The following is a 23384-nucleotide window of genomic DNA, read 5'->3' on the forward strand; positions in this document are numbered from 1 at the left end:
CTCGTCGCGCTCGGCCGCCGGATCTTCTTCGATCCGCGGTTGTCCGAGCCGCGCGGCATGTCGTGCGCGGGCTGCCACGACCCGGGCCGCGCGTTCGCGCCGACGCTGTCGGCCGCGTCGCTCGCGGGGCCCGGCGTGCCGGAAGGCAGCCGACCCGGGCGCTTCAGCCAGCGCAATGCGCCGTCGCTGCTCTACGTGCGCTACGTGCCGCGCCGGCACTTCTATCAGGACGACGACGCACCCGCGCCGTCGCCGTTCGGCGGCCTGTTCAGCGACGGCCGCGCGGATACGCTCGCCGAGCAGATCCGCGGGCCGCTGTTCGATCCGAACGAGATGAACAACCGGTCGCCGGCCGCGCTGCTGCGCAAGGTCGACGCGACCGAACTCGCGCCCGATCTCGCCGCACGCTTCGGCGCGCCCGTGCGGCGCGATCCCGAGCAACTGGTGCGCGCGCTGGGCCTGGCCGTCGAAGCCTATTTGCAGAGCGACGAGATGGCGTCGTTCACGTCGCGCTTCGACGCGTTCCTGCGCACGCGCCAGCCGCTCGCGCCGGCCGAGATGCGCGGCCTCGCGCTGTTCCGGAATCCCGACAAGGGCAACTGCATGAGCTGTCACACGCTGTCGGAGACGTCGAGCCGCCCGGAGCGTTCGCTGTTCACCGATTTCGGCTACGACGCGATCGCGGTACCGCGCAACCGCGCGCTGCCGGCGAACCGCGATCCGCGCCATTTCGACAACGGGCTGTGCGACACAGCGCGGCGGCTGCGCTGGCCCGAGCCGACGCAATGGTGCGGCTACTTGCGCACGCCGGGGCTGCGCAACGTCGCGGTCAAGCAGACCTTCATGCACAACGGCGTGTTCGCGACACTGCGCGATGCGGTTGCTTTCTACAACACGCGCTCGACCGACCCGGGCTTCTGGTATCACGGGGCCAGAACGTTCGACGACGTACCGGCCGCCTACCGCGGCAACATCAATGTCAACTCGACGCCGATGAACCGCCGGCCCGGCACGCCGCCCGCGCTGACCGACGCGGAAATCGACGATATCGTCGCGTTTCTCGGCACGCTGACCGATGCGCGTTATACGAAGGTTGCTGCTCCCGTGGCGCCCGCTGCTCCGGCTGGCCGGATCACGCGAACGGCTGTGCCGGCTCGCTGACCCTGGCCGAACGGCCAGCCGCACGCGCACCCGCTTGCGGTCGCCGCAAACACTGGTTATATTTACAGTACTGTATTTATGAACAGTGAGGTGCGCGATGGAACATCTGGTCCGTATCGTCAATGAAGCCGATCGCCAAGTGCTGGCATGGCTCCGCGCCCAGGTCGGCGATGCCCGCGTCGAGCGTGCGGCTCGCCAGCTCGGGCATACGCGCAAGCCGTTTCCATCGGCCGTTTGCCGCTATCTGGGCATGAGCGCACCGGCTACGCTGCGGCAGGCCGAACGGCCCCGCGCCGCGCGCGATTTCTCGGTCGGTGATCGTTACCTGTCGCTGATCCGCCAGCACCTCGCCACCCACTCGGCCAGCCGATGAAATGGCGGCGGCTTCCTGCTTCGGTGGCTCGGAAAGCCGGGGGGCTTGCGCATTCGCAAGTCTGGCCGGCCGCCACCGCGCTTACGTGGCCGCGATGGCTTCCCGTACGAGGCGGCCGAGCGTTTCGAATGCCGCTTCGTGCGCCGCATCGGACACGCGCGTGCACGCGAGCCGGATATAGCCGTCGAAGCGGTCGGAATTCGAGAAGATCGAACCGGGCGCGATTCTGACCCCTTGCGCCAGCGCGGCGTCGAACAACGCCTCGGAGCGCACGCTGTCCGGCAACGCGATCCACAGCAGCATCCCGCCCGGCGGCCGGTTCATCCGCGTTCCGGCCGGGAAATGCCGTGCAATCGCGTCGATCGTCACGTCGCGCTGCACGCGTAACTGTTCGCGAAACCGGTGCAGATGGCGATCGAACGCGCCCGAGCCGACGAATTCGGCCGCAACGGCCTGCAGCAACGCCGCGTTGTGCCGACTGTGCGCGAACTTCAGCATCTTCACGCGTGCGTGCCAGCGCCCCGCGCTTATCCAGCCAAGCCGCATCCCGGGGGCCAGCACCTTGTTGAACGACGGGCAGTAGATCACCGTGCCGTCGCGATCCCACGCCTTCACCGGCTTGACCGCCTGCGGCGCCTCGACGAGCTCGCGATAAGGCTCGTCCTCGATCACGGCCACGCCGTGGCGCGAACAAAGCGAGACGAGCGCGGCCTTGCGCTCGTCGGGCATTACGCAGCCGAGCGGGTTCTGCAGGTTCGGCACGACGACCACGGCCCGAATGTCCGGATACGCGGTCAGCGCCACTTCGAGGGCTTCGATCGACAGGCCGGTCGTCGGGCTGGCCGGGATTTCGAGCGCGCGCAGGCCGAGGCTTTCGAGCAACTGGATCAAGCCGAAAAACGCCGGCGATTCGATCGCGATCGTGTCGCCGGGGCGCGCCACCGCGCGCAACGCGAGATTCACGGCATCGACGCCACCGCTCGTCGACATCACGTCGTCCGGCGTCACCGTCACGCCGTACGACAGCGCGCGCTTGGCCATCGTCTGCCGGAATTCGGGCGAACCGCCAACGGGCCCCGCATCGGTCAGCAACGTGGGCTTGCGCCGCAACAGCCGGATCGCGAGCGCCTGCAAGCGCTCGGCCGGGTACAGCGTGGCCAGCGCGGACGCGCCGCCGAGGTTCAGTGCATCGGGCGCCGCGTTTGCGCGATCGATCACACGCGACACACGTTCGTGCAGGCCCGCGAACGGCGGCTCGACGCTCAGCGGCGGCCCGTCGCTTTCCGGCAGGGTTTCGAGTGCGACCGCCGCGCGACGCCGCACGAAGTAGCCGGAGCGCGGCTTCGCCTCGCACCAGCCCGTATCCTCGAGCCGCCGGAACGCCTGGATCGCGGTCGACAGGCTCACGCCGTGCTGTGCCATGAACGCGCGCACCGACGGCATCCGGTCGCCGGGCGACAGCGTGCCGGCCGCGATGATGCGGCGGTAATGCTCGGCGAGCCGTTCGTAAAGCGGCTCGCCGTCCATCGGCAAAGGTGGGCGGGATGATTCGGCAAAAGGCGTCATGCAGGCGATCGTGCCCGCGCGGCCGATCGCACGCCAGATACAGATTCCGGGGAAACCCACCGATACAGCAGCGCAAAATCGTCGTCTGCACCGCAACAGATTCCCGCCCCCTGAATCTGTCGTGCCGGTGCCCGTTTCCCTAACCTGACTGCACGCTGTCGCCTCGCCGTCGCGAGGCCGCGCAACCGGGAAAGGGAATCGCCATGCAAACGCATCACATCCGGCTCGACGCCGGGCAAAGCCACTTTGCGTGGTTCGACAAGGGTAGCCAGGTGATCGTGCTGGACGGCGCGCTCGCGGTCACGCTGCGTCACGGTGGGCTCGACTGGCTGCCCGACGCGCCGCAGCACATCCGCCGCTTGCTCGACGAAGGCGAATGCCTGACGCTCGAGACGGCCGGCCACGTGGCGCTGTCGGCCGGCGGCACGGGCGCGGTCAGCACGACGGTCGTGGAGCCGGACGCACGGCGCGGCGTGCTCGCGGCATGGCGTGCGGCGCTGCGCCGGTTGTCAGGCCGGATACGCGGCGGCCAGCGCGTGCGCGAGCCCTCCTGACATGGCGATTCGACGCATCACGGAAAGCGTCAGGCTGCCGCCGCCTCATCCAGCGGAGATCTGACGCGATCCGGTTCGGCCGTGCGCATGCGGATCGACCGACCTCGACCTGATCAACCGCCGCAGCCCGCCCGGCACGCGGCGGTCACGACGTCACCGCACACGCCTGCGACGCTCGATCCACTCGAATACCGCCATCCCTGCCAGCATCGCGACGACGAATACGATCCCCTTCGCCGACCCGAAGCCGATCGACACGATCGCGGGCCCCGGGCAGAACCCGGCGATCCCCCAGCCGATACCGAACACGGCACTTCCGGCAACCAGGCGCACCGTGATCGCCCGCAGGGCCGGCAACTGCATCGGCAAGCCGAGCCACGACCGCGTCCGGCGCTTCGCCCATGCGAACGCGAACACGGCCACGCCCGTCGCGCCGGCCATCACGAATGCGAGCGACGGATCCCAGCGGCCCGCCAGGTCGAGAAAGCCGAGCACCTTCTGCGGATTGGCCATGCCCGACACGATGAGGCCGACGCCGAACAGCAGCCCCGCCAGAAACGCGAATCCTGCCTGCATGTCAGCCTCCCAACACGTGCTGTCGCACGAAGACGGTCGCGAAGCCTGCGACCATGAAGACCGCCGTCGCGACCACCGAACGCAGCGCACCGCGCGACATCCCGCACACGCCGTGACCGCTCGTGCAGCCACCCGCGTACCGCGTGCCGACGCCGACCAGCAACCCGGCTGCGACCAATTCGAACCAGCCGGCATCGACCTGCGGTGTCAGCCTGTTCCCGACGACGTGCATCGCCAGCGGTGCGGCGATCAGCCCGGCGACGAACGCGGCGCGCCAGTCGCGCTCGCCCGCACGTGCCGTGAGCAGACCGCCGACGATGCCGCTGATACCGGCAATCCGGCCGTTGAACGCGACGAGCCACGCGGCCGCGAGCCCGATCAGCACGCCGCCGGCCAGCGACAGCCACGGCGTGAAATGAAGCGCATCAAGCTGCATCGCGCCGCCCCTTCGCGGCCGGGCCGCAGAACTGCGCGTACAGCACGCCCATCACCGCGATCGCGGCCGGGCTGTCGAGCGAATAGTGGATGTTCTTGCCGTCGCGGCGCGTGCGAACCAGCGCGTTGTCCCGCAACACGCCCAGCTGCTGTGACAGCGTCGGCTGGCGGATGTCCAGCGAGGTCTCGAGATCGCTCACGCAGCGCTCGCCCTGGGACAGTTCACAGAGCAGCAGCAGCCGGTCGGGATTCGACAGCACCTTGAGCAGCGCGCAGGCCGATTCGGCCGCCGCGCGCATCTGGTCGGGTTCCGGCAACCCGGCGGAAAGATCGTCGTTCATCGGCGCAGGGAAACAATTAAAGCATCAATATTATATTAATTTATATAATGATGCTCCCCGCTGTTTGCCGGCAGGCGGCCTTGCGCCGCCCCCCTTCGCTCAGGCCTGCTCGCCTGCCATCGTCTTGGCAGCAGGCATGCGCGCCGCATCGGCACGCACGACGCCGAGCGCCAGCACCGCAATCCCCGCGATCACGCACGGCGCCGCGACGACGGCAAACGCAGTCGACAACGGCACGCCCATCGCCAGCATCGCGCCGCCCGCCATCGATCCGACGACCGAGCCGCCGCGGCCGATCCCGTTCGCCCAGCTCACGCCGGTGGTGCGGCACTCGGTCGGATAGAACGCGGCGGACAGCGCGTTCGCGCCAACCTGCGAACCCGACACGCAGAAACCGGCCGCGAACACGGCGAGCGCGGCGCCCCACGGCGACGCGGCAAACATGCCGATCGCGGCGACGAATACGCCGGCCGCCGCATAGCTGCAGGCCAGTACGCGATGCGGGTCGAAACGGTCCATCAGCCCGCCGAGGACGATCGCACCGAGCGTGCCGCCGACCTGGAACATCGCGGTCACGCGCGCGGCCGTCTGCAGCGTCGCGCCGGTCGTACGCAGCAGCGTCGGCAGCCAGCTCGACAACAGGTAGATCACGAGCAGGCTCATGAAGAACGTGAGCCACAGCAGCAGCGTGCCGCGCAGCAGGTCGGCGCCGAACAGGCGGCCGAGCGGCGACCCGGCCGGCTTGCCGGCGGGCGCGATGAACGACGCGTTTGCAAGATGCGGATCCGGCGCGATACGACCGAGCATCGCCGCGATCCGTTCGCGCGCCGCGCCTGTGTTGACGAGATAGCGCACCGATTCCGGCAACCGCCACGCGAGCACCGGCAGCAGCAGCAACGGCGCGGCGCCGCCGACCACGAGCACCGCGCGCCAGCCGTGGTGCTCGATCAGCGACGCGGCCGCGAGCCCGCCGAGCGCGGAGCCGATCGTGAAGCCGCAGAACATCGTCGTCACCAGCAGCGAGCGGCGCCGGGCCGGGCAATATTCGGACGTCAGCGTGATCGCATTGGGCATCGCGCCGCCGAGGCCGAGCCCGGTCACGAAGCGCCACGCGATCAGCTCGGTCAGGCCGCCCGCGCTCGCCGACGCGGCGCTCGCGATGCCGAAGCACGCCACGCATGCGAGCAGCAGGCGCTTGCGGCCGAACCGGTCGCCGAACGGCCCGAACACGAGCGCGCCGGCCATCAGCCCCGCGAGCCCCGCGCCGAACACCGGTGCGAGCTGCGCGGGCGACAGCCCCCATTCCGCGCGGATGACGGGCGCGATGAATCCGATCGACGCGGTATCGAAACCGTCGATCGCGACGATCAGAAAGCACAGGGCGACGATCGCGGCCTGAAACGGCGCAACGCGATGCCGGTCGATCCATTCGCTGACGTCGATGGACAACGTATCGGCCATGATGGTGTCTCCTCCAGGAAGGCGGTCGCGCGTCGTGTCGTTGAAATGCGCGTCGCCGGAATCGGGCCAACCGCGCCGCGTTACGCGACGGACTTCAGGCAATCCTCGGCGCGCCAGCCGTGCAGCCAGTCGAGCGCGTCGTAGAACTGCGCCTGCGTGCGGCCGACCCAGAGCCCGTTGCGCACCTGCCGCTCGACGCCCTTCGCGTGATAGATCCGCCCCATCTCGCGCGCCGAATACAGCACCCGCGCGGTGCGCGGAATCCGCACGCGCTCGTACAGCGCGAACGCGGCCTCGAAATCGCCATCGGTCCGGGCCACGGCCGCGCCGAGCGTCACTGCATCCTCGAGCGCCTGGCACGCGCCCTGCGCGATGTATTGCGTCATCGGATGCGCGGCGTCGCCGAGCACCGTCGCGCGACCTGCGCTCCACCGTTCGACCGGATCGCGATCGGCGGTCGCCCAGCGCTTCCACGACGTCGGCCGGTCGAGCATCTGCTTCGGCAGCGGATGGATGCCGTCGAAGTACGACAGCACTTCCTCCTTGCTGCCCTCGCGCACGCCCCAGGTTTCCTGCTCGCGGCTGTGGAACGTGACGACGAGGTTGTACTGCCGCCCGCCGCGCAGCGGATAGTGGACGAGATGGCAATGCGGGCCGGCCCACACGACCGGCGCGTTGATCTGCAGATCCTTCGGCATGTTGTCGACGTCGACCACCGCGCGATACACGACGTGGCCCGTCACGCGATGCGCGTCGCCGATCAGCGCATGACGGATCGCGGATTTCACGCCGTCGCAGCCGATCACGGCATCGGCGCGATAACGTTCGCCGTGCTGGTCGGTCACGGTCACGCCGTTGCCGTCCTGCTCGAAGCCACACACCTGCGTGCTCGTCCGGAATTCGATCAGCGGATGGTCCTTGACCGCCTCGTAGATCGACAGGTGAATGTCCGCGCGATGAATCACCGCATACGGATTGCCGAAGCGCTCGCGGTACGCGGCGCCCGTATCGATGTGCGCGACCTCGCGTGCATCGATCGCGTCCATCAGCTGCAGCCAGTCGGTGAACACGGCGCGGCTGCGCGCGGCCTCGCCGACACCCAGCGCGTCGAGCGCGTTGAACGCGTTGGCCGCGAGCTGGATCCCCGCGCCGATCTCGCCGATCTGATCCGCCTGTTCGAGCAGCTTCACGCGAATGCCCTGGCGCGCGAGCGCGAGCGCCGTCGCGAGCCCGCCGATGCCGCCGCCGATCACCAGCACGCGCCGGCCGTTGTGTTGTGTCTCGCCCATGTCTGTCTCCTGCTTCGTGTTACGCGACGTAATCCGGTTGCCGCTGTGGCTGTGCGGCCTCGAAAGCCGGCTCGCGCCGCGCGTGCTCGAAAACCGCGAGGCTGCGCGGATACGCGCTCAAGTCGCAATCCATCCGCAACGCGTTCGCGACCTGCGGCACGAGGCACACGTCGGCCAGCGTCGGCGTGTCGCCGAAGCACCACGGGCCCGTATCCGCGCGCGCGAGCAGCCGCTCGACGCCGGCCATCCCTTCCGCGATCCAGTGCCGGTACCACGCGGTCTTCTGCTGCGGCGTGACTTTCAGTTCGGTGTCGAGATAGCGCAGCACGCGCAGGTTGTTGAGCGGATGGATGTCGCAAGCGATCAGCGTCGCGAGTTCCAGCACGCGGGCGCGATGCTGCGGTTCGAGCGGAATCAGCCGGGGTTCCGGATGCAACTGGTCGAGGTAATCGAGGATCGCGAGCGACTGCCCGAGCCGGAAATCCCCATCGATCAGCGCCGGCACCACGGCCGACGGGTTCACGTTCGCGACGTAGGCCGCCTCGCGATGCTCGCCGGTGCGGATGTTCACCGGCAGCGTGTCGTACGGCAGCCCTTTCAGCGCGAGCGCGATGCGCACCCGGTAGGACGTCGAACTGTTGAAGAAGCTATGCAGTTGCACGATGTCGCCTTTCGAGGAAGATGCGTCAGACCACGCGCACGGTCAGTTCGCCGAGCCGTTCGACGCCGACCTTCATCACGTCGCCCGCAACCACCGCGCCGACGCCTTCGGGCGTGCCGGTGAAGATCACGTCGCCCGGTTCCAGGCGGAAGAACTTCGACAGGTCGGCCACCGTTTCCGCGACCGACCAGATCAGGTGCGACACGTCGCTCTTCTGCTTCGTCGCGCCGTTGACGGTAAGCCACAGGCCACCCTGCTCGAAATGACCGACGTCGCTTGCCGGATGCACGGGCCCGATCGGTGCCGAGCGGTCGAACGCCTTGCCGATTTCCCACGGCCGGCCCATTTCGCGCATCTTCATCTGCAGGTCGCGGCGTGTCATGTCGAGGCCGACCGCGTAGCCCCACACGTGTTCGAGCGCGCGTTCCAGCGGAATGTCCGAACCGCCCTTGCCGATCACCGCGACGAGTTCGGCTTCGTAGTGATAGTTCTGCGTCTGCGACGGATACGCGAGATCGAGCGTTTCGCCGTAGGCGACCGGCACGATCGAATCGGCCGGCTTGCAGAAGAAGAACGGCGGCTCGCGATCGGGATCGAAGCCCATTTCGCGCGCATGGGCCGCGTAGTTGCGGCCGACGCAATAGACGCGGCGTACTGCGAACTGCGCATCGCTGCCGGCTACGGGGAGCGCCACGGGCGCTTCGGGCGGGAAAACGAAAGTCATGAATGGCTCCAGCGTAAATACGAATGAAGGGGGCGCGCCGCCGCAGCGACGCACGGGAAACAGGAATCGGGAAACGAATCGTCGAAACCGGCCAACGTCAGTCGCGCGCTTCGCGCAGCAGGTTCAGCGCAGACAGCACGGGCCGGTCGGAGTAGCTGAACAGCACGCTGTCGGATGACGCCGACAGCCGCACGGGCGCCCACGACGGCGCGACGAAGATGTCGTGCGGCTCGAATTCGAATGCGTTGCCGCCGATGTGTGCGGTGCCGCTGCCTTCGACGACGCAGTAGATCGTCGCGTCGGTGCCGCGATACGTGCGGCCGTCGAAACCGGCGGGCAGGAACTGCATGAAGGTGGCGATCGTGGGCATCGGCCAGCCGCCCGTCGCGGGGTTCACATAGCGCAGCTTCACGCCGTCCCACGCGTCGAGCTCGCCGTTCCGGTACAGCGCATCGAGCGCCTCGCGGGTGCGCGCATACGGATAGCTGAAGATCGGCGACGTCGGATCGCTCGCGCGATGCCGCACCGGCACCATGTTGTGACCGAAGCGCGCGAAGCTGTCGCCTTCCGGGCGGCTGATCGGCTGCACGGCTTCCGGGTAGTTCTCCGCGAAGCCCGCGTCGAGGTTTGCGAGCAGCGGAATGTCGAGCCCGTCGAGCCACACGACCGGTTCGCCGCCCGCTTCCTCCGACGGGTTGCCGTGGTCGTGCCACGCCCACGACGGCGTGATGATGAAGTCGCCCGGATGCATCGTCGTGCGTTCGCCGTTCACGGCCGTCCACGCGCCGCGCCCTTCGACGATGAAACGCAGCGCCGACTGCGTATGCCGGTGGCTCGGCGCGATCTCGCCCGGCAGGATCAGTTGCAGCCCCGCGTACAGGGTCGGCGTCATGCTCGACTTGCCGGGCAGCCCCGGATTCTCCAGCACCAGCACGCGGCGCACCGCCTCCTCCGCGCTGATCACGCTGCCGGCCTGCATCACGAGGTCGCGTATCTGCGCGTACTTCCAGATCGCGGCCTGCGCGGCCGGCTGCGGGGATTTCGGCACGAGGTTGTGCAGCGATTCCCACAGCGGCGCCAGACGCTGCTCGGCGATCCGTGCGTAGTAGGCGGCGCGCGACGCGTCCGGATGGGTCGTCATGATGTCTCCTTGGAGTCGGCCGATCGGCGTCGGCGCTATATCGGGGCGGGGACCATGCTGCAGTCCGTTAGCAGATTTATATTCGACCCAGACATACCCGGTAAAATGGTCAAATCATCTGATCCATATACTTCTGGATATACCTACTCGCGACGAGGCATGCGATGGACTGGACCCACCGGCTGCGACTGCGGCATCTGCAGGTACTGTTGAGCCTTGCCGGCACCGGCAATCTGAGCCAGTCGGCGGTGGCGCTGGCGACCACGCAGCCCGCGCTGTCGAAATGGCTGAAGGAACTGGAAGAGGATGTCGGGCTGCCGCTGTTCGAGCGGCATGCGCGCGGCCTGCGGCCGACGCCCTACGGCGAAGCGCTGATCGAGCACGCGCGCCGCGTCGAGGCGCAGCTCGACGTCGCGCGCGACGACATGGCCGCGCTGCGGGAAGGCGGCAGCGGTCTCGTGACGATCGGCACGTCGGGTGTCGCGGCGGCCGATACGGTGCCGCTCGCGGTATCGCAACTGCTGAAACGCATGCCGCGCGCGCAGGTTCGGATGACCGAAAGCACGATGAACCAGCTGATGCCGCAGCTCGCGCGCAGCGAACTGGATATTGTCGTCGGCCGTTCGGGGTCGACCTCCGTCGATCCGCTGCTTCACGCCGAAGCGCTGTATGTCGATCCGGTCGTGTTCGTCGCACGGCCCGACCATGCGCTCACCGGCGCGGCGTCGGTCGGCTGGGACGACGTGCTCGCCTATTCGTGGATCGTGTGGCCGTCGGGCACGCCGGTGCACAACGCGCTGGAGGCCGCGCTGACGGCCGCCGGCCGCGTGCGGCCGCCGCACTGCGTCGAATCGAATTCGTCGATCCTCAACCTCACGCTGCTGAACAACACCGACCTGCTCGGCGTGGCGTCGTATCGTGCCGCGCAGCGCTTCGCGCAATTGAACGCGATCCGGATCCTGCCGATGCAGCTCGAAGGCCAGGGCGCGGTGTCGATGTACTGGCACCCCGATAGCGCGAATCGCGCAGCCGTGGCCGCGACGATCGAGTGCCTGCGCGCCTGCGCGGCCCCGCAGGTCGGTGGATGGGAGAAAGTGAAGGTGGAATGAATGGCGCGGCCCGGCGTCACCCGGGCCGCGTTACCGCGACGACGCGAAGCGTCACATCACGCGCCGTCGCAGGATGCCGTGCCGTCCAGCATCAGCGTGCCGACCCGCGCGGGCACGAGCGGCGTGCGAGGCACCGGCGGGGTCCAGCCGAACAGTGCCTGCGCGGCCGCGCCGCACACGCGGCCCTGACACGCGCCCATCCCGCAACGGGACTGCAGTTTCGCGGCCGTCCAGCCCGGCGCTTGCGCCACTGCATCGAAACGCACGTCTTCGCAGCGACACAGCAGCGTATCGGGCCGCGCAAGCCGGCGGATCGGCTCGCGGATCGCGAAGCGCTCGCGCACGGCATCGGCAAACGCCTGCCAGTGTGCTCGCTGCGTCACCAGCGCAGCCAACGGCGCCGTCTGCCCGGTCGCCGCCAAACCGGCGATTTCGCCCTCGACCATCGCCAGTTCGCTGCCGCCGACGCCCGTACACTCGCCAGCCGCGAAAACCCCGTCGCGGCTGGTACGCTGATGCGCATCGACCGCCACCGCGCCATTGTCGATCCGGCAGCCGAGATGGCTCGGCAGCACGGTATTCGGCACGAGTCCGAAGCCGCACGCGAGCCGGTCGCAATCGACGTCGAACTCGCGATCGCCCTGACGAATCCGCACGCGTTCGAGCCGCTTGTCGCCGAACGCTTCGACGACGTGCGCATCCGGCCGATAAGCGGCCGTGACGAGCTTCGCCGCCTGCGCAAGCTTCGACGGCCAGCGCCACAGCCCCGCCCCGAAACTAGCAACGCTGCCCCACGCGGCCTGTTCGAGCACATGCGACACGCGCGCACCGGCCTGACGGGCCGTCGCTGCGCTCGCCAGCAGCAGCGGCCCGCTGCCCGCAATCACCGTGCGCTGCCCGCGCACGTCGAGGCCATACTTGATCAGCGCCTGCAAGCCGCCCGCACCGGTGACACCCGGCAGCGTCCAGCCTGGAAACGGCAGCAGCAGCTCGCGTGCGCCGCAGCAAAGAATCAGCGTCCGGAAATCGAGCAGCAGCCCGCGCTCGTCGTCTTCGAGCAGCAGCGTGCCCGGCTGCGTTTCGGCGACGATGCGCGTTGCCGCGAGATGCGTGACGTTCGGCTGCCGCAATACGGCGAGCCGCTCGGCGGCCGCCGGCGTCGGTGTCGCCGCCGCGCCTTGCCGCCAGATCTGCCCGCCTGCGCGCGGGTTGTCGTCGACGATCGCAACCGTCGCACCGCTTCGCGCGGCGGCCCGCGCCGCCGACAGCCCGGCCGGGCCTGAGCCGACGATCGCGACGTCGACGCTCAGTCGTTCCTGTTTCATCGCGTGCGCTCCACCTGCATGCCGTCGCGGCACAGCGTCTGGCAAGCCAGCCGGCGGCGCCCGTCGATCGTCATCCTGCACTCCTGGCAGATGCCCATCCCGCAAAACGGCGCACGCGCCGCACCCGTGCACGACACGCGTGTCGTATCGTCGCCGCTCGCCGCGACGGCGGCCGCGACGGTCGCGCCGTCGGCCACCGTCAGCGCGCGGCCGTCCAGATGAATGATCATGTCAGCCTCCGCCGGGCCGCCCCAAGGGGGCTGACCGCCCCCGCGGGGGGCAGCGAACGAAGTGAGCGTGGGGGTCGTTTCATCTCAGCCTCCGCCGGGCCGCCCCAAGGAGGCTCGTGCATGGAACCGGAGTAAGCACTGAAGCGCCAACGCCGGTCGACAGCGTACGAAGTGAGCGTGGGGGTCGTTTCATGTCAGCGCTCCAGCTACGAGGGACGCGCTCAGGAAGCGTCCCGGCCAATACGGTTCGATATCGATGGGCGGCCGTTCGCCGGCCATCAGCGCAGCAACGAGCCGCGCGCTGCCCGGCGCGGTCGTCACGCCGAGCCCTTCATGCCCGACCGCGAGCCACACGCCCGGCCGCGCCGGATGCTCGCCGAGCAGCGGCAGCCCGTCGGGGCTCGCGGAACGGAACCCCGTCCATGAGCGGATGCCGTTCAGGTCGGCCAGGTCGGGCAGATAGCCCACCGCGCGGCGCAGCATGCGCGCGAGCACGGGCGGCTCGACTTGCGCGTCCTCGGTGTCGAACTGGCGCGACGAGCCGATCAGCAACTGGCCGGTCGGCCGCGGCTGCACGTTGAACGCGACCGACGTGCCGTCGCTCGCGTGTGCGCTCGCCGCATAGCCCAGCTCGACGAGCTGGTGCGACACCCGGCCCGGATAGCGGTCGGTAATCAGCAGATGGCCCTTTTTCGGGCGCAGCGGCAGCTCGGGCAGCAGCGTGCGCGCGGCAACGCCGTTCGCGACGAGCACCCGCTCCGCGCGCAGCGTGTCGCCGCTCGCGAGCGTCACGCTCGGGCCATCGACCGCGACGGCCCTGTCGCGCCGCAACGTGATCCGCGGCGCGCGCTGCAGCAGCCAGTTCGCGGTGACGGGCGCATAGAGGATCGCATCGCCGGGAATTTTCAACGCCCCGCCCAGGCCCGGGCGCAGCATCGGCTCCAGTTGCGCGAGCGTCGCCGCGTCGATCAGTTCGCCCGCCACGCCGTGCGCGGCCAGCGTCGCCTGCTTCGCGCGCGCCAGATCCATTTCGTGCGCATCGGCCGCGAGCCACAGCGTGCCGCAGTTGCGGTACGCGCATTCGTCGGGCATCTCGCCGCTCAACGCGCGCCACAGTTCGATCGAGTAATGGCTGAGCGCGAGTTCGGCCGCGTTGTCGTCCATCGCGACGAGGTGCCCCATGCCCGCGCCGGTTGCACCGCCGCTCGCGTCGTCGACGACGAGCACGCTCAGCCCGCGCTGCGCGAGTTCGTGCGCGCACGCCGCGCCGACGATACCGGCGCCGATCACGACGACATCCGTCTTCGCATCGCTCACGGCGCAATGCCCCAGCCAAACGGATCGTCTTCCTCGATCAGCAGCGTCGCTTCCGCGCTCAGGTGCGCGCTGCCGCGGATCGTCGGCACGATGCCGCCTTCGGCCTGCTCGTAGCTCGCATGGAACACGCTGCCGATCACGCTCGCCTGCCGCCATACAGCGCCCGGCGCGAGCTTGCCGTCGGCCGCGAGGCACGCGAGCTTCGCACTCGTGCCGGTGCCGCAGGGCGAACGGTCGTACGCGAGGCCCGGGCACAGCACGAAGCTGCGGCTGTCGTGTTCGGGATCGTCGGCGAACAGCTCGATATGGTCGATCTCGCCGCCGTTCGCACCGGTGATGCCCGCGCGTTCGAGCCCTTCGCGCACGGCCGACGCATACGCGGTGAGCGCCGCGACGTTGTCGCCAGCGACGCGCTGCCCGTGGTCGCTGATCAGGAAGAACCAGTTGCCGCCCCACGCGATGTCGCCCTTCACGGGGCCGTAACCCGGCACGTCGAGCGCGACGCCCTTCGCATGGCGATACGCGGGCACGTTGCGCACGCTGACCGACAGGTCGTCGTGCAGCGTCGCCTCGACGGTGCCGACGGGCGTTTCGATCCGGTGCACGCCGGGCGCGATGCGCCCCATATGGTGCAGCGTGCGCACGACGCCGATCGTGCCGTGCCCGCACATCCCGAGATAGCCACTATTGTTGAAGAAGATCACGCCGGCCGCCGCATCGGGCGACACGGGCTCGCACAGCAGCGCGCCGACCAGCACGTCGCTGCCGCGCGGTTCGAGAATACATGCGGTGCGGTAACGGTCGTGCTCGCGCGCGAGCACGTCGCGGCGCTCGGCCATCGTGCCGCTGCCGAGCGCGGGGAAACCGGACACGACGAGCCGAGTGGGTTCGCCGCCCGTGTGCGAATCGATGATCTGGATGCGCTTCATCATGAGCCGTCCGAAGTGGGGAAAGGAGCATAGCTTCCTCCGTCGCGCGTCCGTCCGCTTGTGGCTTTTCGATGAGGACGACGACGAAATCGGCATAGTGCGAAGCGCCCTTCCCGCGCCGTCCGGCCGCTGTGCCGATTTCGTCATTTTGCTCCGCGATACGACTCAAGCGTGATCGGCGTTTGCGCGGCGATACTGGTTGCACACCGACACCACGTCGGCCGACCGATACAAACACGTAGGAGATTGAAGTGAGCCGAAACGCCATTCAGTGGACCGGGGTTTTCCCGGCCGTCAGCACCCAGTTCAAGCCGGACTTTTCCCTCGACATCGACGCCACGCACCGCGTGGTCAAGAACCTGGTGAACGACGGCGTGTCGGGCCTCGTGGTCTGCGGCACGGTCGGCGAAAACACGTCGCTGTCGACGAGCGAGAAGCTCCAGGTGATCGAGGCCGCACGCGACGCAGCCGGCGGCAAGATCCCGGTGATCGCCGGCATCGCCGAATTCACGACCGAATTCGCACGCAACACCGTGCGTGAAGCACAGCGCGTCGGCGTCGACGGCGTGATGGTGATGCCCGCGCTCGTCTACTCGGCGAAGCCGCATGAAACCGCCGCGCACTTCCGCGCGGTCGCGACGAGCACCGACCTGCCGGTGATGGTCTACAACAACCCGCCGATCTACAAGAACGACGTGACGCCCGACGTGCTGATCGCGCTGCAGGATTGCGAGAACATCGTCTGCTTCAAGGATTCGTCGGGCGATACGCGCCGCTTCATCGACCTGCGCAACGCGGTCGGCGATCGCTTCGTGCTGTTCGCGGGCCTCGACGACGTCGTGGTCGAGAGCATTGCCGTCGGTGCCGAAGGCTGGGTGTCGGGCATGTCGAACGCGTTCCCGAAGGAAGGCGAGACGCTGTTCCGCCTCGCGAAGCAGAAGCGTTTCGACGAAGCACTCGCGCTGTATCGCTGGTTCATGCCGCTGCTGCACCTCGACGCACGCCCCGACCTCGTGCAGTGCATCAAGCTGTGCGAAGAACTGGTCGGCCGCGGCAGCGCAATCACGCGTCCGCCGCGCCTCGCGCTGCAGGGCGACACGCTCGCGGAAGTGAAGGCCATCGTCGCGAAGGCGCTCGAAACGCGCCCGGCGCTGCCCGACGTCGGTCTCTGATCGACTCCCCCTGCGGCGGCGCGCGGGCTTTCCGCCTGCGCGCCGCCGTCTCCGGTCCGGCATGGCCCGCGGGCCCGTTCGCACCGGCGCCAGCCTGCGCCGCGCATGAACGCCCCGCAGCCCGCCCCGGTCGTTCGAACCGGGCGATGCCGGCCGGCAGGCAGGCGCCGCTGCTCCGCCGGAGCGCGGCGCACCTCTAGCCTGTGCCGATATTCCCCTAGGAGACAAGCCCATGCCAGGCCAAGGCAACGCTCACCCGTCTGTCCCGCTTTCCCGTTCCGCGCACCCCGACGCGGGTCACGGCAAGTTCAAGAAACAGCTGTCGCTGACCGATCTCACGTTCATCGGTCTCGGCGCCATTTTCGGTTCGGGGTGGCTGTTCGCCGCGAGTCACGTGTCGACGATCGCGGGCCCGGCCGGCATCTTCTCGTGGCTGCTCGGCGGCTTCGCGGTGCTGCTGCTCGGCATCGTCTACTGCGAACTCGGCGCCGCGCTGCCGCGCGCGGGCGGCGTGGTCCGCTACCCGGTGTTCTCGCACGGCCCGCTGCTCGGCTACCTGATGGGCTTCATCACGCTGATCGCCTTTTCGAGCCTGATCGCGATCGAAGTCGTCGCCGCGCGCCAGTATGCGGCCGCGTGGTTTCCAGGCCTGACCGTCGAAGGATCGAGCGACCCGACCACGCTCGGCTGGCTCGTGCAGGCCGCGCTGCTCTGCTTCTTCTTTTACCTGAACTATTCGAGCGTGAAGACGTTCGCGAAGGCGAACAACATCATCAGCATCTTCAAGTTCATCGTGCCGCTATCGGTGATCGCGGTGCTGTTCACGTTCTTCAAGCCCGCGAACCTGACGATCCAGGGCTTCGCGCCGTTCGGCATGCCGGGCATCGAGATGGCCGTGTCCGCGGGCGGCATCATCTTCGCGTACCTCGGACTCACGCCGATCGTGTCGGTCGCGAGCGAAGTGCGCAATCCGCAGCGCACGATCCCGATCGCGCTGATCCTGTCGATCCTGCTGTCGACGCTGATCTACGTGCTGCTGCAGCTCGCGTTCATCGGCAGCATCCCCACCGGCATGCTCGCCGCCGGCTGGCATGACGTGAGCAAGGCGTTCTCGCTGCCGTACCGCGACATCGCGCTGGCGCTCGGCGTCGGCTGGCTCGCGGTGATGGTCGTCGCCGACGCGATGATCTCGCCGAGCGGCTGCGGCAACATCTACATGAACGCGACGCCGCGTGTCGTCTACGGCTGGGCGAAGACGGGCACCTTCTTCAAGGTGTTCACGCGCGTCGACGAAGCGTCGGGCATCCCGCGCGCGGGCCTGTGGCTCACGTTCGGCCTCGCGATCTTCTGGACGCTGCCGTTCCCGTCGTGGGAAGCGCTGATCAACATCGTGTCGGCCGCGCTGGTGCTGAGCTATGCGGTCGCGCCGGTATCGGTCGCCGCACTCCGCCGCACCGCACCCGACCTGCCGCGGCCGTTCCGCGCCAGCGCGTTCGGCATCACCGGCCCCGCATCGTTCGTGATCGCCGCGCTGATCGTCTACTGGTCGGGCTGGAGCACGGTGTCCTGGCTGCTCGGCCTGCAGATCGTGATGTTCGTCATCTATCTCGCGTGCCGCCGCTGGGTGCCGACCGCGCACCTGAGCCTCGCCGAGCAAGTGCGCTCGTCCGCGTGGCTGATCGCGTTCTATGCCGCGATGATCGTGCTGTCGTATCTCGGCGGCTTCGGCGGCACGGGCCAGCTCGCGCATCCGTACGACACGGTCGTCGTCGCGGCCGTCGCGCTCGTCATCTACTACTGGGGCGCGAATACCGGCGTGCGCGCCGACAAGCTGCAACTCGACGACGACGAGGACTGACGCGTCCGCGCCCTTTCCCATGATCCCTTCGGCCGGGCGCCCCACGCCCGGCCCCTGCTTTTTCCGAGGAAAACCATGCAACTCACAGGTCAGCTCCTGATCGGCCAGTCCGCCGTTGCCGGACAGAACGGCACCCTCCACGCGATCGCCGCCGCAACCGGCGAACGGCTCGAGCCCGCCTTCGGCGGCGCGAGCCTGCACGACCTGGAGACGGCCTGCGCGCTCGCCGACGACGCATTCGACACGTATCGCGAAACGTCGCTCGAAGCCCGCGCCGCGTTTCTCGACGCGATCGGCCGCCACATCATGGCGCTCGGCGACGACCTGATCGAGCGCTGCGTCATCGAAACGGGCCTGCCGCGCGCCCGCATCGAAGGCGAGCGCGGCCGCACGGTCGGCCAGCTCGCGCTGTTCGCGTCGCTCGTGCGCGACGGCGGCTTTCTCGACGCGCGGATCGACCCTGCGCGCCCGGAGCGCAAGCCGCTGCCGCGCGTCGACCTACGCCTGCGCAACGTCGCGGTCGGGCCCGTCGCCGTGTTCGGCGCGTCGAACTTCCCGCTCGCGTTCTCGGTCGCCGGCGGCGATACGGCCTCAGCGCTCGCGGCCGGCTGCCCGGTGATCGTCAAGGCGCATTCGGCGCACCCGGGCACGTCGGAACTCGTCGGCCGCGCGATCCAGCAGGCCGCGCGCGAATGCGGGATGCCGGCTGGCGTGTTCTCGTTGCTGTTCGACGCGTCGCGCGAGATCGGCCAGGCGCTCGTCGCCGATCCGCGCATCAAGGCCGTCGGCTTCACCGGCTCGCGCCGCGGTGGCGTCGCGCTGATGCACATCGCGGCCGCGCGCCCCGAGCCGATTCCCGTCTATGCGGAAATGAGCTCGATCAATCCGGTACTGCTGTTTCCCGCCGCGCTCGGCGCGCGGCACGACGCGATCGCCCCGCAGTTCGTTGCATCGCTCACGCTCGGCGCCGGCCAGTTCTGCACGAACCCGGGCCTCGTGCTCGCCGTCGACGGCCCCGCGCTGCGCGCATTCGAGGAAACGGCCGCCACCGCGGTTCGCGCAGCGCCCGCGCAAACCATGCTGACGCCGCACATCCACGCCAGCTACGAACAAGGCGTCGCGACGCTGCGCGATCACGCGGCCGTCGAGCTGCTCGCACAAGGCGCCGAAGGCAACCGCCTGCAGGCCCGCGCGGCGCTGCTCGCCACCTCGGCCGACGCTTTCATCGCGCATCCCGAGTTGCGCGACGAAGTGTTCGGCCCCGCGTCGCTGATCGTGCGTTGCCCGGACGCCGATACGCTGCACCGCGTGCTGAAGTCGCTCGAAGGCCAGCTGACGATCGCCGCACATCTCGCCGACGGCGACGCACCGCTGTTCGCCGCGCTGCGCCCGATGCTCGAGCGCAAGGCCGGCCGCATTCTCGTCAACGGCTTCGGCACGGGCGTCGAGGTCGGTCATGCGATGGTGCACGGCGGCCCGTTCCCGGCCACCTCCGACACGCGCACGACGTCCGTCGGCGCGCGTGCAATCGAGCGCTTCCTGCGCCCCGTGTCGTATCAGGACCTGCCGGACGCGCTGCTGCCGGAAGCAATCCGCAACGGCAACCCGCTGAACGTGCCGCAGCGCATCGACGGCGTGCCGGCGCCGCGGGAGACGAACCATGTCTGAGCCGATCGCCGAAGTCGTCCTGTCGCTCGACGAAGTCCACGCGCTCGCGCTGCGCGTGCTGACGCATAACGGAATGTCCGACGCGCATGCGCGAGCCATCGCCAACGTGATCACGCAGGGCCAGCGCGACGAATGCCATTCGCACGGCGTGTACCGGCTGCTCGTCTGCGTACGTTCGCTGAAGAAGGGCAAGGTCGATCCGCAAGCCGTGCCGACGCTGCGCCGGCTGTCGGCGTCGATCGTCTCGGTCGACGCGCATCGCGGCTTCTCTCTGCTGAGCTTCGAAACGGGCCTGCCCGTGCTCGTCGAGATGGCGAAGCAGCACGGCATCGCCGCCATGACGATCAACCATTGCTATCACTTCTCCGCGCTGTGGCCGGAAGTCGAAGCGATCGCGGCCGAGGGGCTGGTCGGCATCGCGATGAACCCGAGCCATAGCTGGGTTGCGCCGGAAGGCGGCAAGGAGCCGGTGTTCGGCACCAACCCGATCGCGTTCGCATGGCCGCGCCCGGGCGGCGTGCCGTTCGTGTTCGATTTCGCGACGAGCGCAATCGCGCGCGGCGACATCGAGCTGCATGCGAAGCAAGGCAAGGCGATCCCGCCGGAATGGGCGATCGACGCAGAAGGCCGGCCGACCACCGATCCGAAGGCCGCGCTGCAAGGCGCGATGCGCACGTTCGGCGGCCACAAGGGTTCGGCGCTCGCGGCGATGGTCGAACTGCTCGGCGGCGCGCTGATCGGCGACATGACGAGCCGGGAATCGATGGACTTCGACGAAGGCGTCGGCGCGACGCCGTGCCACGGCGAACTCGTGATCGCGTTCGACCCGAAGGTGTTCCTCGGCGACGAACTCGACACGGGGCTCGCGCGCGGCGAGCGGATGTTCGAATCGATCGTCGCGCAGGGTGCGCGGCTGCCGTCGCAACGGCGCTTCGACGCCCGCGCGCGCAGCATCGCGAACGGCGTGCGGATTCCGAAGGCGCTGTACGACGAGATCCTGACGCTGCTCGACTGATGGCAAGGCGCGGGGCCGGATCGCGCATTCATCGCCGATCGATGCACGATCCGGCTGCCTCCCCGGATGGTCACACGAGCGTCCCGCAGCCGCCCGCGGGTTTCGCGCCGGGCACACCGCCCGCGCCCGTTGCCGGCCCCATGGGCGCCACGCCCGCGGCGGCTGTGGGATAATCGTCCGGTTTGCCCTGGGCGCAGCTCAAGAGGTTGTTCGCACGGGCGCGAGAGAGGCCTTTATTCCCCGTGCCTCCACCCTTTTCCCGCGATATTTCTTCAGCAACGACAATGCCCACTTACCGTTCCAAAACCTCCACCGCTGGCCGCAACATGGCTGGTGCGCGCTCGCTGTGGCGCGCCACCGGCATGAAAGACGACGATTTCTCGAAGCCGATCATCGCGGTCGTCAACTCGTTCACGCAGTTCGTGCCGGGTCACGTGCACCTGAAGGATCTCGGCCAGCTCGTCGCGCGCGAGATCGAGGCTGCCGGCGGCGTCGCGAAGGAATTCAACACGATCGCGGTCGACGACGGCATCGCGATGGGCCACGACGGCATGCTGTATTCGCTGCCGAGCCGCGACATCATCGCCGACTCGGTCGAATACATGGTGAACGCGCACTGCGCGGACGCGATGGTCTGCATCTCGAACTGCGACAAGATCACGCCGGGGATGCTGATGGCCGCGATGCGCCTCAACATCCCCGTGATCTTCGTGTCGGGCGGCCCGATGGAAGCGGGCAAGACGCGCCTCGCGAACCCGGTCACCAAGGCCATCGAAGTGAAAAAGCTCGACCTCGTCGACGCGATGGTGATCGCGGTCGACCCGTCGTACTCCGACGCCGAAGTCGCCGAAGTCGAACGCTCGGCCTGCCCGACCTGCGGCTCGTGCTCGGGCATGTTCACCGCGAACTCGATGAACTGCCTGACCGAAGCGCTTGGCCTGTCGCTGCCCGGCAACGGCACGGTGGTGGCCACGCACGCCGATCGCGAGCAACTGTTCAAGCGCGCCGGCCGCCGCATCGTCGAACTCACCCGCCAGCACTACGAGCAGGACGACGAACGCGTGCTGCCGCGCTCGGTGGGCTTCAAGGCGTTCGAGAACGCGATGACGCTCGACATCGCGATGGGTGGCTCGACCAACACGATCCTGCACCTGCTGGCGATCGCGCAGGAAGCCGGCATCGACTTCACGATGAAGGACATCGACCGCCTGTCGCGCGTCGTGCCGCAGCTGTGCAAGGTCGCGCCGAACACGAACAAGTACCACATCGAAGACGTGCACCGCGCAGGCGGCATCATGGCGATCCTCGGCGAACTCGACCGCGCGGGCAAGCTGCACACCGACGTGCCGACCGTGCACACGCCGTCGCTGAAGGACGCACTCGACCAGTGGGACATCGTCCGCACGCAGGACGAAGCGGTCCGCACGTTCTACCAGGCCGGCCCGGCCGGCATCCCGACGCAGGTCGCGTTCAGCCAGAACACGCGCTGGCCGAGCCTCGACCTCGACCGCGCCGAAGGCTGCATCCGCTCGTACGAGCATGCGTTCTCGAAGGAAGGCGGCCTCGCCGTGCTGACGGGCAACATCGCGCTCGACGGCTGCGTGGTGAAGACGGCCGGCGTCGACGAGAGCATCCTCGTGTTCGAAGGCACGGCGCACGTGACCGAATCGCAGGATGAGGCAGTCGAAAACATCCTGAACGACAAGGTCAAGGCCGGCGACGTGGTGATCGTGCGCTACGAAGGCCCGAAGGGCGGCCCCGGCATGCAGGAAATGCTCTACCCGACCAGCTACATCAAGTCGAAAGGGCTCGGCAAGGCATGCGCGCTGCTGACGGACGGCCGTTTCTCGGGCGGCACGTCGGGCCTGTCGATTGGCCACTGCTCGCCGGAAGCGGCAGCGGGTGGTGCGATCGGCCTCGTGCGCGACGGCGACAAGATCCGCATCGACATCCCGAACCGCACGATCGACGTGCTGGTGTCGGACGAGGAACTGGCGCGCCGCCGCGAAGAGCAGAACGCGAAGGGCTGGAAGCCGGCGCAGCCGCGTCCGCGCAAGGTGTCCGCTGCGCTGAAGGCCTACGCGAAGCTGGTCATGTCCGCCGACAAGGGTGCCGTGCGCGACCTGTCGCTGCTCGACGACTGACAGGGGTAGCACGACCGGCTGCTTGTAACACGTAGCCGGTCAGGCCGCGGGCCGTACGACCGCCCGCTTGCCCGACCCAGAAGCCGCTCTCCGGAGCGGCTTTTTTTCGTTCTGCTTCGGCAGAAAGCGCCGGCAACGTCAGTGACGGAATTCTTCCGGGCCACCGCCTCCGCCGCCCCCGCCACCACCGTGGCTTCCGCCGCCGTTCCCGCCACCTTGCGGCCGCGCGCCGCCGTAACCACCGCCGCCACCGCCCGGGTGCACCGGTGCCGGCATCGAGCGGCCCTCACCTCCCGGCGCGGGCGGCGGACGCATGACAGCGGCCGGTGGCGGAC

Annotated in this window: 22 protein-coding genes; 9 read left to right on the plus strand and 13 right to left on the minus strand. The window is 68.8% G+C overall.

What is annotated here, in order from left to right:
* The coding region (locus G3N61_RS29755) for a cytochrome c peroxidase (RefSeq protein WP_205824217.1) at positions 1 to 1161 on the plus strand (1161 nt) is incomplete at its 5' end.
* A gap of 97 nt (positions 1162 to 1258) precedes the next feature.
* Positions 1259 to 1534, plus strand: coding sequence for a hypothetical protein (locus tag G3N61_RS29760; RefSeq protein ID WP_011355479.1), 276 nt, complete (start codon positions 1259 to 1261; stop codon positions 1532 to 1534).
* 81 nt (positions 1535 to 1615) lie between these two features.
* On the opposite strand, the gene G3N61_RS29765 is transcribed toward G3N61_RS29760, so the two are convergent.
* On the minus strand, positions 1616 to 3100 hold the full coding sequence (locus G3N61_RS29765; protein WP_205824218.1) for a PLP-dependent aminotransferase family protein: 1485 nt from the start codon (positions 3098 to 3100) through the stop codon (positions 1616 to 1618).
* A 203-nt stretch (positions 3101 to 3303) separates the two neighbouring features.
* Here G3N61_RS29765 and G3N61_RS29770 point away from each other — a divergent pair, with 203 nt between their 5' ends.
* On the plus strand, positions 3304 to 3654 hold the full coding sequence (locus G3N61_RS29770) for a hypothetical protein (RefSeq protein ID WP_205824219.1): 351 nt from the start codon (positions 3304 to 3306) through the stop codon (positions 3652 to 3654).
* Between the two features lie 153 nt (positions 3655 to 3807).
* Here G3N61_RS29770 and G3N61_RS29775 read toward each other — a convergent pair whose 3' ends face one another.
* The 8 genes from G3N61_RS29775 to gtdA form a co-directional block, all read right to left on the minus strand.
* On the minus strand, positions 3808 to 4230 hold the full coding sequence (locus G3N61_RS29775) for a DUF6691 family protein (protein ID WP_089453187.1): 423 nt from the start codon (positions 4228 to 4230) through the stop codon (positions 3808 to 3810).
* Between the two features lies 1 nt (position 4231).
* Complete coding sequence (locus G3N61_RS29780) at positions 4232 to 4666, minus strand: YeeE/YedE family protein (protein WP_205824220.1); 435 nt, start codon at positions 4664 to 4666, stop codon at positions 4232 to 4234.
* Positions 4656 to 5006: a metalloregulator ArsR/SmtB family transcription factor gene (locus G3N61_RS29785; protein ID WP_043183360.1), complete on the minus strand. Its 351-nt coding sequence runs from the start codon at positions 5004 to 5006 to the stop codon at positions 4656 to 4658. Before G3N61_RS29785 ends, G3N61_RS29780 begins: the two co-directional genes overlap by 11 nt.
* Before the next feature lie 99 nt (positions 5007 to 5105).
* The gene (locus G3N61_RS29790) at positions 5106 to 6467 is read right to left on the minus strand and encodes an aromatic acid/H+ symport family MFS transporter (protein WP_089453190.1); all 1362 of its coding nucleotides are present in this window, start codon (positions 6465 to 6467) and stop codon (positions 5106 to 5108) included.
* Between the two features lie 80 nt (positions 6468 to 6547).
* The gene (locus tag G3N61_RS29795) at positions 6548 to 7756 is read right to left on the minus strand and encodes a 3-hydroxybenzoate 6-monooxygenase (RefSeq protein ID WP_205824221.1); all 1209 of its coding nucleotides are present in this window, start codon (positions 7754 to 7756) and stop codon (positions 6548 to 6550) included.
* Positions 7757 to 7775: 19 nt separating this feature from the next.
* Entirely contained in the window at positions 7776 to 8417 is a 642-nt protein-coding gene (gene maiA, locus G3N61_RS29800; RefSeq protein ID WP_205824222.1) for a maleylacetoacetate isomerase, read from the minus strand.
* Between the two features lie 25 nt (positions 8418 to 8442).
* Positions 8443 to 9141 (minus strand): fumarylacetoacetate hydrolase family protein, encoded by a 699-nt coding sequence (locus tag G3N61_RS29805; protein ID WP_043183354.1) that lies wholly within the window; start codon positions 9139 to 9141, stop codon positions 8443 to 8445.
* A 97-nt stretch (positions 9142 to 9238) separates the two neighbouring features.
* Positions 9239 to 10282 carry a gentisate 1,2-dioxygenase gene (gene gtdA, locus G3N61_RS29810; RefSeq protein WP_205824223.1) on the minus strand — a complete coding sequence of 348 codons (1044 nt, stop codon included), beginning with the start codon at positions 10280 to 10282 and terminating at the stop codon, positions 9239 to 9241.
* Between the two features lie 164 nt (positions 10283 to 10446).
* Here gtdA and G3N61_RS29815 point away from each other — a divergent pair, with 164 nt between their 5' ends.
* Positions 10447 to 11391, plus strand: a complete 945-nt coding sequence (locus G3N61_RS29815; RefSeq protein ID WP_089453194.1) for a LysR substrate-binding domain-containing protein — start codon at positions 10447 to 10449, stop codon at positions 11389 to 11391.
* 56 nt (positions 11392 to 11447) lie between these two features.
* Here the strand turns inward: G3N61_RS29815 and G3N61_RS29820 are convergent, their stop codons facing one another.
* From G3N61_RS29820 to G3N61_RS29835, 4 genes are all read right to left on the minus strand, one after another.
* Positions 11448 to 12716: an FAD/NAD(P)-binding oxidoreductase gene (locus G3N61_RS29820; RefSeq protein ID WP_205824224.1), complete on the minus strand. Its 1269-nt coding sequence runs from the start codon at positions 12714 to 12716 to the stop codon at positions 11448 to 11450.
* Positions 12713 to 12946 (minus strand): 2Fe-2S iron-sulfur cluster-binding protein, encoded by a 234-nt coding sequence (locus G3N61_RS29825; protein ID WP_012338331.1) that lies wholly within the window; start codon positions 12944 to 12946, stop codon positions 12713 to 12715. Before G3N61_RS29825 ends, G3N61_RS29820 begins: the two co-directional genes overlap by 4 nt.
* A gap of 189 nt (positions 12947 to 13135) precedes the next feature.
* Positions 13136 to 14263, minus strand: coding sequence for an FAD-dependent oxidoreductase (locus tag G3N61_RS29830; RefSeq protein WP_205824225.1), 1128 nt, complete (start codon positions 14261 to 14263; stop codon positions 13136 to 13138).
* Positions 14260 to 15192: a 4-hydroxyproline epimerase gene (locus G3N61_RS29835; protein WP_174984013.1), complete on the minus strand. Its 933-nt coding sequence runs from the start codon at positions 15190 to 15192 to the stop codon at positions 14260 to 14262. Before G3N61_RS29835 ends, G3N61_RS29830 begins: the two co-directional genes overlap by 4 nt.
* A 251-nt stretch (positions 15193 to 15443) precedes the next feature.
* On the opposite strand from G3N61_RS29835, the gene G3N61_RS29840 reads away from it, so the two are divergent.
* From G3N61_RS29840 to ilvD, 5 genes are all read left to right on the plus strand, one after another.
* Positions 15444 to 16364: a dihydrodipicolinate synthase family protein gene (locus G3N61_RS29840; protein ID WP_006484863.1), complete on the plus strand. Its 921-nt coding sequence runs from the start codon at positions 15444 to 15446 to the stop codon at positions 16362 to 16364.
* A 232-nt stretch (positions 16365 to 16596) separates the two neighbouring features.
* Positions 16597 to 18222 carry an APC family permease gene (locus G3N61_RS29845; protein ID WP_205824226.1) on the plus strand — a complete coding sequence of 542 codons (1626 nt, stop codon included), beginning with the start codon at positions 16597 to 16599 and terminating at the stop codon, positions 18220 to 18222.
* Positions 18223 to 18297: 75 nt separating this feature from the next.
* The gene (locus G3N61_RS29850) at positions 18298 to 19890 is read left to right on the plus strand and encodes an aldehyde dehydrogenase (NADP(+)) (protein ID WP_205824227.1); all 1593 of its coding nucleotides are present in this window, start codon (positions 18298 to 18300) and stop codon (positions 19888 to 19890) included.
* Entirely contained in the window at positions 19883 to 20905 is a 1023-nt protein-coding gene (locus tag G3N61_RS29855) for an Ldh family oxidoreductase (protein WP_205824228.1), read from the plus strand. Before G3N61_RS29850 ends, G3N61_RS29855 begins: the two co-directional genes overlap by 8 nt.
* A gap of 284 nt (positions 20906 to 21189) precedes the next feature.
* Positions 21190 to 23049, plus strand: a complete 1860-nt coding sequence (gene ilvD / locus G3N61_RS29860) for a dihydroxy-acid dehydratase (protein ID WP_175001583.1) — start codon at positions 21190 to 21192, stop codon at positions 23047 to 23049.
* Positions 23050 to 23384: the final 335 nt, after the last annotated feature.

Source organism: Burkholderia sp. Ac-20349, from assembly GCF_017104865.1.
GTDB classification, from domain to species: domain Bacteria; phylum Pseudomonadota; class Gammaproteobacteria; order Burkholderiales; family Burkholderiaceae; genus Burkholderia; species Burkholderia aenigmatica.